We start from the raw sequence: 15093 nt of genomic DNA, 5'->3' as shown, positions 1-15093 counted from the left end.
CCAACCCTCCCCACAAGGCGGAGGGAGAAATGGCTCAAAACGCTTCGGCGGCCAGCTCCATCATCGTGTCGGCGCCGGCTTCGATGCGGATCTTGCGCAGCGCGGTTTCCGGCATGATGCGCTCCATGAAGAATTTCGCCGTGATCAGCTTGTTCTTCAGGTAATCCTCGCGGGCGGCGTCACCCGATGCAAGCCCGTCCTCGGCAGCTTTGGCCATCTTCGCCCACATATAGCCGAGAACGACGAGGCCGAAGAGGTGCATGTAGTCGGTCGAGCCGGCGCCGGCATTGTCGGGCTTGGCCATGGCGTTCTGCATGAACCACATGGTCGCGCCCTGGATGTCGTTCAAGCCCTTCTTCAGATGCTTGGTGAAGAAGGAAAGCTTTTCATTGCCGCGGTTCTCCTCGCAGAAATCGCCGATCTCCTTGAACAGCGCCATGGCGGCGCGGCCACCGTTCAAGGCGAGCTTGCGGCCGACGAGATCGAGCGCCTGAATGCCGTTGGCGCCTTCATAGATCATGGCGATGCGGGCATCGCGCACATACTGGCTCATGCCGTGTTCTTCGATATAGCCGTGGCCGCCGAAGACCTGCTGGGCCATGACGGCGTGATCGAAGCCCTTGTCGGTCATCACGCCCTTGAGGATCGGGGTGACGAGGCCGAGAATATCGTCGGCCGTCTGGCGCTCCTTGTCGTCGGTGGCCCGGTGGGCGATATCGGATTTCAGCGCCGTCCACAGCAGGAAGGCGCGGCCGGCCTCGTTGAAGGCACGGATGGTCATCAGCGTGCGGCGGATATCCGGATGGACGATGATCGGATCGGCCTTCTTATCAGGCGCCTTGACGCCGGACAGCGAGCGGCCCTGGATGCGGTCGCGGGCGTAGGCGGCGGCGTTCTGATAGGCGACCTCGGAAATGGCGATGCCCTGCAGGCCGACCATCAGGCGGGCCTCGTTCATCATCACGAACATGGCGTTGAGGCCGCGGTTTTCGGCGCCGATCAGGAAGCCGGTCGCCTCGTCGTAATTCATGACGCAGGTGGCGTTGGCGTGAATGCCCATCTTGTGTTCGATCGCGCCGCAGGAGACGGCGTTGCGGGCGCCGGGCGCACCGTCCTTGCCGACGAGGAATTTCGGAACGATGAACAGCGAAATGCCCTTGGTCCCCTCGGGCGCGCCTTCGATGCGGGCGAGCACCAGATGGACGATATTGTCGGCCAGGTCGTGTTCGCCGGCGGAGATGAAAATCTTCTGGCCCGATATCTTGTAGCTGCCGTCGGCCTGCGGCACAGCCTTGGTGCGCAGCATGCCGAGATCGGTACCGCAATGGGGCTCGGTCAGGTTCATGGTGCCGGACCAGGAGCCGTCGACCATCTTCGGCAGATAGATGCTCTTCTGCTCGTCGGTGCCGTGGACGAGGATCGCGGCGATCGCGCCCTGCGTCAGGCCGGGATACATCATCAGCGACATGTTGGCGGCCGAGGTATATTCGCCGACAGCGGTATGCAGCGTATAGGGAAGCCCCTGGCCGCCGAATTCCTCCGGCACCGCAAGGCCGATCCAGCCGCCATCGCGATAGGCTTTATAGGCTTCCTTGAAGCCCTTCGGAGTCGAGACGCTGGCATCGTCGTGGCGCGTGCAGCCTTGCTGATCGCCGGGATAATTCAGCGGGAAGAGCGCTTCCTCGGCCACCTTGGCCGCCTCGCCGAGGATTGCCTCGATCAGATCGGGCGTCGCATCGGCAAAACCGGGAAGATTGTTGTAGCGTTCGAGGCCCAGCACGTCGTTCAGGACGAAGAGCGTATCGGTGACCGGGGCCTTGTAGACTGGCATCTTGCAAATTCCTCCCATTCGGTTGACCGGATCGCGCCGGCCTCGGGCACTGTCTTACAAAATATTGACGTTTGCGTAAACGTCAAAATCTGCACCTTTGCCTCCTTTTCATGAAAAAATTGCAAGGCACGAATCCACCAGCCATGAAACGCCAGGAAGAGACGTCATCTCCCCTTCCTTGTCCATCTGGGAACGGCGTATAAGCGAAAGCATCGTTCAACCCGCAATTCGGGAATGCCAGAGGAGGACCGGCGGGATGATCAGTTTCGAGACGATCAGGCAGCGTGCGGAGCAGCGAAAAGGCGGCGCGGCGGCGCTGCAGGCATTGCTGGAGAAACACCGGCCGGATCACGACCGGCTGCGCGCCATGCCCGACGACCGCATTCTGGCGGACATGACCCGGCGCATCTTCTATAGCGGCTTCGTCCAGAAGGTGATCGATGCGAAGTGGCCGGGTTTCGAGGCGGCCTTTTCCGGTTTCGATCCGGCAATGCTGAATATCGCACCCGACGACTACTGGCATGAGCTGACCTCGGATGAACGGATCATACGCAACGGCGCAAAGATCATGTCGGTTCGCGCCAATGCCGCCTTCATCAGGGAGCTGGCGAGAGAACACGGCAGCGCCGGCGCCTTCTTCGCAGACTGGCCGCGCGAGGACCAGATCGGCCTTCTCGAGCTGTTGAGCAAACGCGGCAACCGGCTCGGCGGCATGACCGGGCAATATTTCCTGCGGGGCATCGGCCGCGACAGCTTCGTCGCCACCATGGATGTGCTCGCCTGCCTGAGATCGGCCGGCGTGCCGCTGTCTGCCGCCGGCACGGCGAAGAAGGACCAGCCGCTGATCCAGCAGGCCTTCAACGACTGGGCGGAGGAGACCGGCCTGTCCTTCATCCATCTCTCGCGCATCAGCGCCTATTCGATCGATGCGGGAGAGCCGCACTGAATTCGTCCGAGGCGGCAGCCGGGGGCGGAGAACTTTTGAGCTCCGCTGCATGCTGACGAAGCAACTTTCGCGGCGGGTTCGTACAAGCTAGACTTTACCGTCAACGCTGGCTGGGAGGATACCGATGCCGCGCCTGGATCACGTCACCATCGAAACCCGCGATGCGCCTGTCATGATCGGTTTTTTCGAAACCCTGCTCGGCGTCAAGGAAGGCTATCGCCCACCTTTCGCCTCGCCCGGTCACTGGCTCTATCTCGACGGACTGCCGGTGATCCATCTCAGCCTGACATCGCGCAGCACCGATTTTCCGCCTGGCATTTTCAACCATGTCGCCTTCAGCCTTTATGAATTCGGGCCGGCGCTGGAGCGCATCAAGGCCAGCGGCTACCGCTACGAATATTACGATATTCCCGACACCGACCTCGGCCAGGTCTTCGTTTACGGCCCCGAAGGCGTGAAGATCGAGCTGCAATATCCCCGGCCGGCCTGAGCCGTGGCGGCCGTCCGATCTGACGAATTCAGTAGCAATTGCCGCCAAAAGCGGCCTTTCGAACATAAACGTTAAAAAATTCTCATCGATATTAACGGCTTGTTTACCACGTTTCGTGAAAGGTGCGGATTGAGCAGTAGCAATCCGCATTCCTTACTCCAGTCTCGCGTTTCTAAGGATGCCGCTACATCGTTCAGCTTGAGGAAAGTCTAATTGACTACCTTCTCATGAATGATGTGCTCCGCGGCAAAGCCGCGGCAGCAGAGGGAAAAGCCAAGGATCGAGCTCTGACGAGAGATCGAGCAGTCGAAGCGAGCAAGAAGATGAACGGATCGCGATCAAATCCTTCCCGACAGTCCGACAGGACCTCGCTCGATGCGCTGAACCGCACGATCGAAGGGCTGGAGGCACGCATCGAAGGGCTGATGGGCAGTGGGCGCGAACAGCGGCCGCGCACGGCAACGGCCGAGCGCGATCCCTATGCCAGCTCCAACGCCCCGCGCCCGGCACGGCCGCCGCTCGAACCGCGGCCGGATCCGCTCGCCGAAATCCGCCAGCGCCAGCGCGCCCTCGAAGCGGGCCGCGAACGGCCCTACACACGCGAGCCGGCCCCGCAGATGCGTGAACCGGCGCCGCGTGCCGCCGCGCCGCTGGCCGCACCCGCCTTCCGCGCCGGCGACGACACGATGACGGAGATCGCCCAGGCGCTCGTCAACCTGCGCCAGGACCTGAAGCGCGACATTTCCGAGGGCGTCACCCGCGAGATGAACGCGCTGCGCACCGAATTGCGCGAGATCAAAACAAGTGCCGGAGACGGCCGTTTCGCCGACGACATGCGCGCCGACATGGGCCGCCTTGCCCAGAGCATCAGCCAGCTGACCGGCCGCGCGAGCGGCCCTGAGGCAGCCGGTCTGCGTGAGGATTTCGAGGACCTTCGCTCACTTATGGACGGGCTGGCGCGCGAGGATTCGCTGCGCCACATGGAAAACCGCTGGGACGGCTTCGAGAGCCGGCTTGCCGCGCTCGATACCGAGGGCCTGCAGGAAGAGCTGGTTTCGCTCGCCTACCGGCTCGACGACATCAAGCGCCATATCGGCGGCATGGGCGAAAGCCCGGCGGTGCGGGCGCTGGAAGACAAGCTGATCGCCATCGCCACGGCGATGGAGCAGTTCGGCAATATGATCCAGCCGCACGACCGGGTCATGTCCGAGCAGTTCGCCGCCATGGATTCGCGCCTCGACGAGATCAGCCGGGCGATCGCGGCCAGCGGCCGGGCGGCCGCCGCCAACGACCCGGCGCTGATGCAGCGGCTGGAAAGCCGACTTTCGGCGCTTGCCGACCAGATCGACCTGATGAGCCATGATGCGGCGAACCGCGTCAACCCGGCCGACGAGCTGGCGATGCGGCTGGAGGCGCTGACGACACGCGTCGAGGAGCTGACCAAGGCGGAAGCGACGTCGCGGCTCGACGAACGGCTGGAGCATCTTTCCTACCTCCTGGAGCGCACGCAGAAAGCCGCGCCGCAGCCCGACCTCACCGGACCGCTTTCCGATATTTCCCGCAAGATCGACGCGCTCGAGAACGGCGCCGTCAACGATGTGCTGGCGCAGCGGCTCGACTATCTCGCCCGGCGCATCGACGAGATGGCCTATCAGCAGCCGGCGCCGGCCGCTGCGATCGACGACGTCGCCTTCCAGCGCCTCGAAGGGCGGCTGAGCGACATCGCCGCCCGGCTGGAAGAGAGCACCGCGGCGGCGCCGACCGATGCGCGCGCCCTGAAGAGCCTCGAAGACCAGATCGCCAATCTTTCGGCGCTGATGAGCGAACCGCGCGAAAGCGCTGCGATCCCCGCCGATCTCGACCGGCGCATGGGCGCGATCGAAGATTATATGGCGACCAGCGACGAATATATCATCGAGGCGGCGCGCCAGGCGGCGGAAGCGGTGGTCGAAGCCTATGCGCGCAATGGCAGCGCCCAGGGCGGCGTGCCCGCCGCCGACATGTCGGCGCTGACGGCGCTGGCCGAGGATCTGCGCCACCTCGAGGATATCAGCCGCGACAGCGAGGAGCGCACCCACAAGACGTTCAAGGCGCTGCACGAAACGCTGGTGCACATCGCCGACCGCCTCGACGGCATGGAAGAGCGCGGCGGACGGGTGAGCGCCCAGATGCCGGTGGCCGACGTCGATTTCGATGTCGATCCCTATGCGCTGATGGTGGCGGAAGCCGAGATGGACAGGACGCCGGCCGCTGCCCCGGCGCCGAAACCCTCTCCTGTGATCCGCACCGCCGAGGTCGCAGCCGAACCTGTCGTCCCCGCACAAGCCACCGCGATGAGCGGAACGAGCGCGATCGCCATCGAAGCCGCGACCAGGACGCCGGAGGCTGCGACGGCGGCACCGGCCAAGGTCAGCCTGCTCGCCAGCCTCGGCAAGCGGCTGCTGCCCGGCAAGAAGACCGAAGCCCGTGCCGCCGAACGCCCGATGATCGATCCCGCACCGTCGATCGATCCGGCCGACGTGGTGCCGACGGATGCGTCAAACGAACTGCTCGAGCCGGGTTCCGGCGCCCCTGACGTCAAGAAGATCCTCGAGCGCGTCCGCGCCAGCCAGAATGCCGCACGCGGCAAACCCGCCGCTGAGACCGATCGCGCCGATTATATCGCCGCGGCCCGCCGTGCAGCGCAGGCCGCGGCGATGGAAGTCGACGCCAACCCGAAACCAGCCGTCAAGGCCGAGAAGAAGGGCGCGACCGCCGACAAGGCCGGCAAGACGTCCGACAAGGCTTCGGACAAGACCGGCAAAACCAGCGCCTTTTCGCGCTACCGGCGGCCGATCCTGCTGGCGGTCGGCGCCGTGCTGCTCGCCATCATGGCCTTCCCGCTCGCCCGGACACTGACGAGCGGCGAGCGCGCACCGCAGCCGCCGGCGGAAGTTTCGGCATTGACGGGGGTAACGGAGAACCCGGCGCCGGCCCTGCCTGAAGCGGCGCCCGTCCAGCCGAATGCCGGCACCGCGGAAACGACCACTCCCGCATTGGAAGCCACGCCTTCGGCCGCCGAACGGGCTGAGCCGGAAACAGCTCCGCCTGTTGCCGGCGACCATCTGACCGAGGCAGCGCCGCTCGACGGCGAAGGGGCTGCGACATTTGCTCCGGCCGGCACAGCACCGGAGACATCGGGCTTCGTTGCGAACACCCCGGCCGGCGGCGCATCCGCACCGCAGGCCACGATTGCCATTCCCGACACCGTCCAGCCGAAATCGCTCGCCGATGCGGCGCAGGGCGGCGATCCGCTAGCGCTGTTCGAGATCGGCGCGCGCTATTCGGACGGCCGCAACGGTATGACGGTCGATCAGAAGCAGGCGGCAAGCTGGTACCAGCTTTCGGCCGACAAGGGTTTTGCACCCGCAGAGTACCGGCTCGGCAGCATGTACGAGAAGGGCAACGGCGTCGAACGCGACATCGCCAAGGCGAAGGGCTTTTACGAACAGGCGGCAAACCAGGGCAATGCCAGCGCCATGCACAATCTCGCCGTGCTTTACGCCTCCGGCGCGCTCGGCCAGCAGGATTATGCGACGGCAGCCTCCTGGTTCACCAAGGCCGCCAACCTCGGCATCACCGACAGCCAGTTCAACCTGGCGATCCTCTGTGCGCGGGGTAACGGGGTGCCGGCGGATCTCGAAGAATCCTACAAATGGTTTGCGATCGCTGCCAAGGCCGGCGACAAGGATGCGGCGCAGAAGCGCGACGAAGTGGCCAACGCCATGAAGCCCGACCAGCTCGAACGGGCCCGCGCCAAGGCCGATCTCTGGAAGCCGGAACCGGTCGACCACCGCACCAATGCCATCGACATTCCTGACGAATGGGCCGGAACGGGCCCCAAGACGGCAAGCGTCGACATGAAGAAGGCGATCCGCAACATCCAGGCGATCCTCAACAATAACGGCTTCGACGCCGGCGCACCGGATGGCGAAATGGGCGCAAAGACCGTGACCGCGATCAAGAGCTTCCAGAAATCGATCGGCCAGGAGCCGGACGGCAAGGTGACCGACGCGACTGTCAAGGCGCTGCTCGAGCGCAACAAGCAGGGAGCCAAGGCGATCTGAGAGGCGCCGCGGCGGACGGTTTCCCTATTCTTCTCTCGGTATCCGAAAGACGGGTCGGTGCCCTTTGGGCGTATGGGCTTTATCCGCATTGGCAGAAAGTTGGGTGAAACGGCTACTACAATCTCCCTCATTCCTGTGCTCGTCACAGGAATCCAGTGCGCCCAAGTCCTTGGGCGCGAGAGACTTTTCCTCTTAGGATATTGATTCATTCACGGCGCGGACGCGCCGTGGCTGGATTCCTGTGACGAGCACAGGAATGAGGGAAGAGAGTGTGGGCCCGGCACCGTCTCCCGCACGCGGGGAGAAGGGATATGCCGTGACCTCTCCCTCCCTCACTGGCATCTCGCGAGGCACGCCCCTTGCCCCCGGGGGGCAGCCGTCGCGTACGACCCCCAAGCCTCGGCGGACTTTGTCCGCGATCCGAGCCTGGCGGCACTATGCCGCAAGGCTTTCTCCACTTTTTGCTCCCGCCCGTCATGCAATCTGAAAAAAGCCGGATTATGCGGGACATATCGATCCGCGCATCGCCGAATCTCCTGCCATCGATCTCCATCGCCAATCAGGCCGATCGAAAGCCTCTGGCAACGATTTCACAGTATGGTGCGCATTCGAACGGGGACGGGACGGAAACCGCCCGGCAGGCGCGGTCATCATTCGGGGTCGGTTGTGACAATCTATCTGCCCATCGCAGAATTGTCGGTGAACATTTTCATCATTCTCGGCATGGGGGCCGCCGTCGGATTCCTGTCTGGAATGTTCGGCGTCGGCGGCGGCTTTCTGATCACGCCGCTGTTGATCTTCTACAATATTCCCCCGGTCGTTGCGGTCGCGACCGGCGCCAACCAGGTGGTTGCCTCATCCATATCGGGCGCGATCACCCATTTCCGGCGCGGCACGCTCGACGTCAAGCTCGGCACGGTGCTTTTGATCGGCGGTCTCTCGGGTGCCACAGTCGGCATCTGGATCTTCTCGCTGCTGCGCGCCATCGGCCAGCTCGATCTGATCATCTCGCTGATGTATGTCATCTTCCTCGGTACTGTCGGCGGGCTGATGCTGCTCGAAAGCATCAATGCGATGCGCCGCGCCGCGCGCAACGAACCGCCGACGCCACGCAAGCCCGGCCACCAGCACTGGGTGCACAAGCTGCCGCTCAAGGTGCGCTTCAAGAAATCGAAGATTTTTCTCAGCGTCATTCCGATCGTCGCGCTCGGTTTCGCGATCGGCATCCTCACCTCGATCATGGGTGTCGGCGGCGGCTTCATCATGGTGCCGGCGATGATCTATCTCCTGCGCATCCCGACCAATGTCGTCGTCGGCACCTCGCTGTTCCAGATCATTTTCGTCACCGCCTATACGACGATCGTGCAGGCGGCGACGAATTTTTCCGTCGACATCGTGCTCGCCTTCATCCTGATGGTGGCGGGTGTCGTCGGGGCGCAATACGGCGTGCGCGTCGGCCAGAAGCTGCGCGGCGAGCAGCTGCGCGCCCTGCTCGGCCTGCTGGTGCTCGCCGTCGGCCTGCGCCTGGCGATCGCGCTGGTGGTGACGCCGGCCGACGTCTATTCGGTGGTGATGGGAGCCGGCAACTGATGCGCCTGCTTGCCGCCGTCATGACATTCCTTTGCCTGCTGCCAGCGGTTGCCGGCGCGCAATGGCTGCCCGGGCAGTCCACCGAAGCGGTGCGCGAAGGGCTCGAGATCGGCACCTCGACCAGCGAAATCGCCATTACCTCGGATTTCCACGGTGCCGATCTGACGATCTTCGGGGCGCTCTCGAATACCGATCAGCTGCTGCTCGCCATCGGCCAGTATGACGTGGTCGTGGTGCTGGAGGGCCCGCGCCAGGATGCAACGGTGCGCAAGAAGGAGCGCGTTTTCGGCATCTGGGTGAACAGGCGCTCGATGACCTTCGAGGCGGTGCCGCACTCCTATTCGATGTCGAGTTCGCGGATGATCGACGACCTGACGACGCCGCTCGAACTGACCGATCAGGGGATCGGCATCGATCACATTCCGCTGACGCCGGTCGGCTTCGTCGGCGACGGCAGCAATCTCGGCGAATTCCGCGATGCCTTCCGGCGGCTGCAGCAGGGCGGCGGCTTCTACGACCGCAACCCGAGCGGCGTGCGGTTCGTTTCCTCCAACCTTTTCAAGGCGAGCCTGCGCCTGCCGGCGAACATTCCGAACGGCGTCCACACCGTGCGCGCCTATCTCTTCAAGAGCGGCAATCTGGTGACCCAGGAATCGCTGCCGCTGCGCGTCATCAAGACCGGCATCGAGCAGACCATCACCGATGCGGCGCACAGCCAGCCGATCCTCTACGGCTTTGCGTCCGTAGCTCTCGCCGTCATCACCGGCTGGGGTGCCAGCCTGATCTTCCGCAAGGATTGAACCGTCGATTCCTGGGTGGCAGTTCCTCAGAAAACTTCGTATTCGACTAAAAACCGGTTTTTAACATTTACGAGTTAGTAATCTCTCCGAAACGAGAGGTTTTGTCATGCGTACTCGTATCGTTCTGGCCGCTATGGGTCTCGCGCTGCTTGCCGGCTGCGCGACGGCGCCGAAGCAGACGCGGAACATTTGCGCCGTCTTCGATCAGCGCGACGGGCTCTTCTCCAGTTGGCAGAGTGCGGCCGAGCGGACGGAGAAGAAATACGGCGTGCCGGTGCCGATCCTGATGGCGACGATGTATACCGAATCCGGCTTCCAGCCCTATGCGCGGCCGCCGCGCACCAAACTGTTCGGCTTCATTCCCTGGACCCGGCCGTCGACCGCCTACGGTTATTCGCAGGCGCTCGACGGCACATGGGATCATTATCAGTCGCAGACGGGGAATTGGACGGCGCGGCGGGCAAACTTCGCCGACGCGATCGATTTCATCGGCTGGTACCACGCCCAGAACAGCGCCGAGACCGGCATTCCGCTGAACGATGCCTATAATCTCTATCTCGCCTATTATTCCGGCCCGACCGGATATAAGCGCGGCGACTGGCGCTCGAACGGGCAATTGCAGCAGACCGCGCAGAAGTTCGCGCGGATGGCTGGGACATATCAGCAGCAGTTGCAGGGGTGTGATTGATTAGTGTCCGTCCAAGAATGGCGGCTTGGTCTAAGAAGAGCGCGTTAGCGCTGGTCGGCCTTTTGGAAGGAGCGATGGTTTAGGGGTGTTTTGCGGGCCTGAACCGCCGCCCACTGAATTCAACTATGACGACGCCACGGAAGGGAAGCCCTGCCACTACCAACTCGGAGGTTAGGCCATTGTCACAAACTGCCAATTTTCGCGTATTATCAAATTTGCAGGACACCTCAGCCTGACCGGGTGCGCGATACTCAAACTTTTCACCCTTGAATGAAATTGACGCGCCATCGTCGGAAAATACCGGCGGCATTCTGGCGCAGCCAGAGAGCGTGCCTGCTGCCAACGCCGTCAACACAGTAAGCAACTTGGGGATTTTAAGTGCAGCATAGCTCAATGATTTGCTTCCTGCCGTAGGGCTTCGGCCGGCCCGGAATAAACCGGCGTGGCGAAGGATTTCAAGCGCTTTTCAGCGACGAGCCTTACTTTCATCCAGGCCGCAATGATCAAGCTCATGACCGACGGCCAGCCCGATACCCGCTTTTTGAACAGACTATTGGGGGCGTGCCAAGCAAGCCCCATCAGGGATAACAGTTCCTACCCCCGCAAATTCCCATACCGCACCGAATAAATCCGATCGCGCCCCAAGAGATGGGCCACCAGCGACGATGTGTCGAAGAGGCCTTTCATCGCCTGATGGCCGAGATCCAGGCCGCCGCTCATGACGCCGAAGGCGGGCATCAGCAGGCGGGCGCCGTCGGTGGCGAAACACGGGCGGCGGACGGATTTGTCGCGGCGGCGCACGGTGGCCGACGGGTGCAGATGGCCGGCGATTTCGCCGCTCTGTAGACCGTTCCTCGGCTCGTGGCGGAAGGTCAGGCCGGCATAATGCAGCTCGTCGGTGGAAACACCGGGCAGATCGACGACGCCGTCGGGATCGTGATTGCCGTTGATCCAGATCCATTCGCGGCCGCGCGCCATGGCGACGATCAGCGCGCGAAAATTCTCCGGCAGGTGTTTGGAGCCGATGCGGTCGTGGAAATTGTCGCCGAGCGAGACGACGAGCTTCGGATCATACCGCGAGATCACGGCGGCCAGCACCGTCAACGTCGCCAGCGTATCATAGGGCGGCAGCATCATGCCGCGGCGGGCGAAGGCGGCGCCCTTTTCCAGATGCAGATCGGAGACGACGAGCAGGCCGGCGTCCGGCAGATAGAGGGCGCCGAGCGGATCGCAGACGGCGGCAACGCCGTTCACCGATGTCTCGATGCCGGGTATCGCGGCCAGTCCGGAAATGTTGCGCGCCAGCGCCAGGCGGTTCATCACAGTCGTGTTTTTCCCAGTCGTCATCATCATGCCAGAGCTTCGGCGATCAGATCGTCGGCCGCTTCGGCGAGCAGCGCATCATGGGCCTCGCCCGGCACCGCTTCACGGCCGATTTCCAGCATCACCGGCACGGCGAGCGGGGAAATATGGTCGAGCGGGCGATGGGTGATGTGGCCCCTGATTCGCCTCAGCATATCGCCAAGACGGCTGATATCCAAAAGTCCGGTCGCCGCATCCTGGCGGGTCGCCTGCAGCAGGATGTGATCCGGCTCGTGGCTGCGCAGCACGTCATAGATCAGATCGGCAGAGACGGTGATCTGGCGGCCGCTCTTTTCCTTGCCGGGATGGCGGCGCTCGATCAAGCCCGCAATCACGGCGCAATTGCGGAAGGTGCGCTTCAGCAGGAAGGATTCGTCGAGCCAGGCCTCGAGATCATCGCCGAGCATGTCCTCGTCGAACAGGTCGGAGAGGTTGAGCCGGCCATTGCCGATCATCAGCCCGATATCCTCCAGGCCCCAGACGGCCAGCGAATAATCGGTGGCGACGAAGCCGAGCGGCTTGGCGCCCGCCCGCTCCAGCCGGCGGGTGAGCAGCATGCCGAGCGTCTGATGGGCGAGACGGCCTTCGAAGGGATAGGCGACCATATAACCGCGGCTGCCGCGCGGGAAGGTTTCGATCAGGAACTCGTCGCGCTTCGGCAGCATCGACTTGTCGTCTTGCAAGGACAGCCAATCGCGCACCTGATCCGGCAAATGGCGCCAGCGGTCGGGATCGGCGATCATCGCCCGCACCTGCTCGGCGAGATAGGTCGACAGCGGAAACTTACCGCCGTTGTAGGACGGGATTTTCGGATCAAGGGAAAAGGCCTGCGAGGCCAGGCATTCGTTTTCGCGGATGCCCTCGAAACGCAGCACTTTGCCGGAGAAGACGAAAGTATCGCCGGGCGACAATTGCTCGAGGAAATATTCCTCGACCTTTCCCAGCGTGGCGCCGCCGCGGCCGATCCGGCCGCCCTCGCCGCGCTTGACCATGCGGATATTCAGCATTGGGCTTTCGACGATGGTGCCGAGGTTGAGGCGGTATTGCTGGGCGACGGCGGGATTGGAAACGCGCCAGCGACCCTCCTTGGTCTTGCGGATGCGGGCGTAACGCTCATAGGTTCGAAGCGCATAACCGCCGGTCGCGACGAAATCGACGGCGCGCTCGAAGGTCTCCCAGGTGAGATCGGCATAGGGCGAGGCGCTGGTGACTTCGTCGTAGAGTTCCAGCATGTCGAAAGGTTCGGCGCAGGCCATGCCGAGCACGTGCTGGGCGAGCACGTCGAGCGCGCCGCGGCCGACGGGCGGGGTATCCTGAGCGCCGATATAATTGGCGTCGAGCGCGGCCTGGCACTCCATCACCTCGAAACGGTTGGCCGGCACGAGGATCGCCTTCGAGGGCTCGTCCATGCGGTGATTGGCGCGGCCGATGCGCTGGGCAAGACGCGACGCCCCCTTCGGCGCGCCGACATGGATGACGAGATCGACATCGCCCCAGTCGATGCCGAGATCGAGCGTCGAGGTGGCGACGACGGCGCGCAGCCGGTTTTCGGCCATCGCCGCCTCGACCTTGCGGCGCTGGGCGACATCGAGCGAGCCGTGATGGAGGGCGATCGGCAGGTTGTCGTCATTGATCGTCCAGAGTTCCTGGAACAGCATCTCGGCCTGGCTGCGGGTATTGACGAAGAGCAGCGTCGTCTGGTGGTCGAGGAGCTTGGTGTAGACATCGGGAATGGCATATTTGGCGGAATGGCCGGCCCAGGGAATACGTTCCTCCGTCGACAGGATCGAGATGTCGGGTTTAGCGCCGCCTTCGACGACGACGAGACCCGCATGATGCTTGCTCCCCTCCTCCTGCCCGACCAGCCATTTCTGCAGATCCATCGGCTCGGCGACGGTCGCCGACAGGCCGATGGTCTTGAGGTCGGGCGCAAGGCGGCGCAAACGGGCAAGGCCGAGCGACAGCATATGGCCGCGCTTCGAAGTGACCAGCGAATGCAGCTCGTCGAGCACGACATATTTCAGATCCTTGAAGAAGCGCTCGGCCTCGTGGTTGGCCAGCAGCAGGGCGACCTGCTCGGGCGTCGTCAGCAGAATATCCGGCGGATTGAGCTTCTGGCGCTGGCGCTTGGCGTTCGGCGTATCGCCGGTGCGGTTTTCGACGGTGACCGGCAGGCCCATTTCCGCCACCGGCTTCATCAGGTTGCGCTCGATATCGATCGCCAGCGCCTTCAGCGGCGAGACGTAGAGCGTATGGATGCCGGTGAAGGCGGAGCCGGGCGGAATCCTGCCGCGACGGGTGAGATCGGTGAGCGAGGGCAGGAAACCGGCGAGCGTCTTGCCGGCGCCTGTGGGAGCAATCAGCAGCGTGCTTTCGCCGGCCTCGGCGCGGGCAAGCAGTTCCAGCTGATGGGCGCGCGGGCGCCAGCCCTTTTCCGCAAACCAGCGGGCAAAGGCGGCAGGCAGCAGGGCGCGGGCTTCGGAATCGATCTGGTCCACATCCTGAAGGTAGTGAAACCTCAAGGAAAAAGAAGAGCGGCCGTCGCCTCACACGGCGATATAGCGGTCCTTGCGGTGATTGATGGCAATCGCAAGGTTGAGCACGACCGCGCCGAGCACAGAGCAGGCGATGATAAAGGGACTGGCGACGAAGAAGGAGAGCGCCAGGATAACAAGGTCGAAGCCGAGCTGAACGAGGCCGGCGCGCCAGCCGAGACGATCCTGGATATAGAGGGCGAGAATGCCGATGCCGCCGAGGCTGGCGCGATGGCGGAAGAGCGCCAGCATGCCGGCGCCGATGACGAGGCCGCCAAACAGCGCCCCGGCGATAGGATTGACATGCGTGATGCCGATAAAGCCCGGCACGAATTCGGACAGGATCGAGGTCAGCGCGATGGCGGCGAACGTCTTGATGGTGAAGGCCGGCCCCAATCGGCGAAAGGCGAGATAATAGAAGGGCAGGTTCACGGCAAAGAAGCAGAGGCCGAAGCTAAAACCCGTCGCATAATGGGCGAGAAAGGCAAGACCGGCCGTGCCGCCGGCGAGCAGCCCCGCGCCCGACAGAAGCGAGACGCCGAGCACGGCGAGCATGCTGCCGGCGACGATGCCCTGCGCATCGTCGAACGGCGAATGGCGATCGGCGCTGGAATTCAGAAGGCCTGCGAAGGCGTTGGATGCCATGATGTTCCCCTGTCGGCTTTTTCCGTCTTCTATCCCGCGCGGGGATAAAGGCAAGCAGCAAGGCGCCGCTTGACAGTCGCCCTAATCGTGGATATTTTTTA

General features: G+C 63.4%; 12 protein-coding genes. 6 read left to right on the top strand and 6 right to left on the bottom strand.

Annotated features, from left to right (window positions below; genetic code table 11):
• Positions 1 to 34 precede the first annotated feature (34 nt).
• Positions 35 to 1831, bottom strand: coding sequence for an acyl-CoA dehydrogenase C-terminal domain-containing protein (locus RHEC894_RS02950; protein ID WP_085736058.1), 1797 nt, complete (start codon positions 1829 to 1831; stop codon positions 35 to 37).
• 256 nt (positions 1832 to 2087) lie between these two features.
• Here RHEC894_RS02950 and RHEC894_RS02945 point away from each other — a divergent pair, with 256 nt between their 5' ends.
• The 6 genes from RHEC894_RS02945 to RHEC894_RS02920 all read left to right on the top strand — a co-directional run bounded on the left by RHEC894_RS02945 (position 2088) and on the right by RHEC894_RS02920 (position 10451).
• Entirely contained in the window at positions 2088 to 2777 is a 690-nt protein-coding gene (locus tag RHEC894_RS02945; protein WP_010069156.1) for a DNA-3-methyladenine glycosylase I, read from the top strand.
• A gap of 124 nt (positions 2778 to 2901) precedes the next feature.
• The gene (locus tag RHEC894_RS02940; protein ID WP_010069157.1) at positions 2902 to 3267 is read left to right on the top strand and encodes a VOC family protein; all 366 of its coding nucleotides are present in this window, start codon (positions 2902 to 2904) and stop codon (positions 3265 to 3267) included.
• A gap of 323 nt (positions 3268 to 3590) precedes the next feature.
• Entirely contained in the window at positions 3591 to 7373 is a 3783-nt protein-coding gene (locus RHEC894_RS02935; RefSeq protein WP_085738834.1) for a peptidoglycan-binding protein, read from the top strand.
• Between the two features lie 666 nt (positions 7374 to 8039).
• Entirely contained in the window at positions 8040 to 8963 is a 924-nt protein-coding gene (locus RHEC894_RS02930; protein ID WP_085736056.1) for a sulfite exporter TauE/SafE family protein, read from the top strand.
• Positions 8963 to 9763, top strand: a complete 801-nt coding sequence (locus RHEC894_RS02925) for a TIGR02186 family protein (protein WP_085736054.1) — start codon at positions 8963 to 8965, stop codon at positions 9761 to 9763. The genes RHEC894_RS02930 and RHEC894_RS02925 overlap by 1 nt, the downstream gene beginning before the upstream one ends.
• Positions 9764 to 9869: 106 nt before the next feature.
• On the top strand, positions 9870 to 10451 hold the full coding sequence (locus tag RHEC894_RS02920; protein ID WP_085736052.1) for a transglycosylase SLT domain-containing protein: 582 nt from the start codon (positions 9870 to 9872) through the stop codon (positions 10449 to 10451).
• Between the two features lie 79 nt (positions 10452 to 10530).
• Here the strand turns inward: RHEC894_RS02920 and RHEC894_RS02915 are convergent, their stop codons facing one another.
• Genes RHEC894_RS02915 through RHEC894_RS02895 form a run of 5 tightly spaced genes read right to left on the bottom strand, consistent with a single transcriptional unit; the run spans position 10531 to position 14992 of the window.
• On the bottom strand, positions 10531 to 10845 hold the full coding sequence (locus RHEC894_RS02915) for a hypothetical protein (RefSeq protein ID WP_085736050.1): 315 nt from the start codon (positions 10843 to 10845) through the stop codon (positions 10531 to 10533).
• Positions 10842 to 11030, bottom strand: a complete 189-nt coding sequence (locus tag RHEC894_RS02910; protein ID WP_085736048.1) for a hypothetical protein — start codon at positions 11028 to 11030, stop codon at positions 10842 to 10844. Before RHEC894_RS02910 ends, RHEC894_RS02915 begins: the two co-directional genes overlap by 4 nt.
• A 15-nt stretch (positions 11031 to 11045) precedes the next feature.
• Positions 11046 to 11771, bottom strand: coding sequence for a ligase-associated DNA damage response endonuclease PdeM (gene pdeM / locus RHEC894_RS02905; RefSeq protein ID WP_085736047.1), 726 nt, complete (start codon positions 11769 to 11771; stop codon positions 11046 to 11048).
• A gap of 29 nt (positions 11772 to 11800) precedes the next feature.
• Positions 11801 to 14311: a ligase-associated DNA damage response DEXH box helicase gene (locus RHEC894_RS02900; protein ID WP_085736045.1), complete on the bottom strand. Its 2511-nt coding sequence runs from the start codon at positions 14309 to 14311 to the stop codon at positions 11801 to 11803.
• Between the two features lie 48 nt (positions 14312 to 14359).
• Positions 14360 to 14992, bottom strand: a complete 633-nt coding sequence (locus RHEC894_RS02895; RefSeq protein WP_008524203.1) for a YitT family protein — start codon at positions 14990 to 14992, stop codon at positions 14360 to 14362.
• Between the last annotated feature and the right edge of the window lie 101 nt (positions 14993 to 15093).

The sequence above is a fragment of the Rhizobium sp. CIAT894 genome (genome assembly GCF_000172795.2).
Lineage (GTDB): Bacteria > Pseudomonadota > Alphaproteobacteria > Rhizobiales > Rhizobiaceae > Rhizobium.
The sequence above is the reverse complement of the archived record's forward strand: the minus strand, read 5'-3'. Positions and strand labels throughout refer to the sequence as shown.

Coding starts and splice junctions, on each gene's coding strand:
- RHEC894_RS02950 (WP_085736058.1), bottom strand. CDS start 1,831: ATGCCAGTCTACAAGGCCCCGGTCACCGATACGCTCTTCGTCCTGAAC.
- RHEC894_RS02945 (WP_010069156.1), top strand. CDS start 2,088: ATGATCAGTTTCGAGACGATCAGGCAGCGTGCGGAGCAGCGAAAAGGC.
- RHEC894_RS02940 (WP_010069157.1), top strand. CDS start 2,902: ATGCCGCGCCTGGATCACGTCACCATCGAAACCCGCGATGCGCCTGTC.
- RHEC894_RS02935 (WP_085738834.1), top strand. CDS start 3,591: ATGAACGGATCGCGATCAAATCCTTCCCGACAGTCCGACAGGACCTCG.
- RHEC894_RS02925 (WP_085736054.1), top strand. CDS start 8,963: ATGCGCCTGCTTGCCGCCGTCATGACATTCCTTTGCCTGCTGCCAGCG.
- RHEC894_RS02920 (WP_085736052.1), top strand. CDS start 9,870: ATGCGTACTCGTATCGTTCTGGCCGCTATGGGTCTCGCGCTGCTTGCC.
- RHEC894_RS02910 (WP_085736048.1), bottom strand. CDS start 11,030: ATGGGGCTTGCTTGGCACGCCCCCAATAGTCTGTTCAAAAAGCGGGTA.
- pdeM (WP_085736047.1), bottom strand. CDS start 11,771: ATGAACCGCCTGGCGCTGGCGCGCAACATTTCCGGACTGGCCGCGATA.
- RHEC894_RS02895 (WP_008524203.1), bottom strand. CDS start 14,992: ATGGCATCCAACGCCTTCGCAGGCCTTCTGAATTCCAGCGCCGATCGC.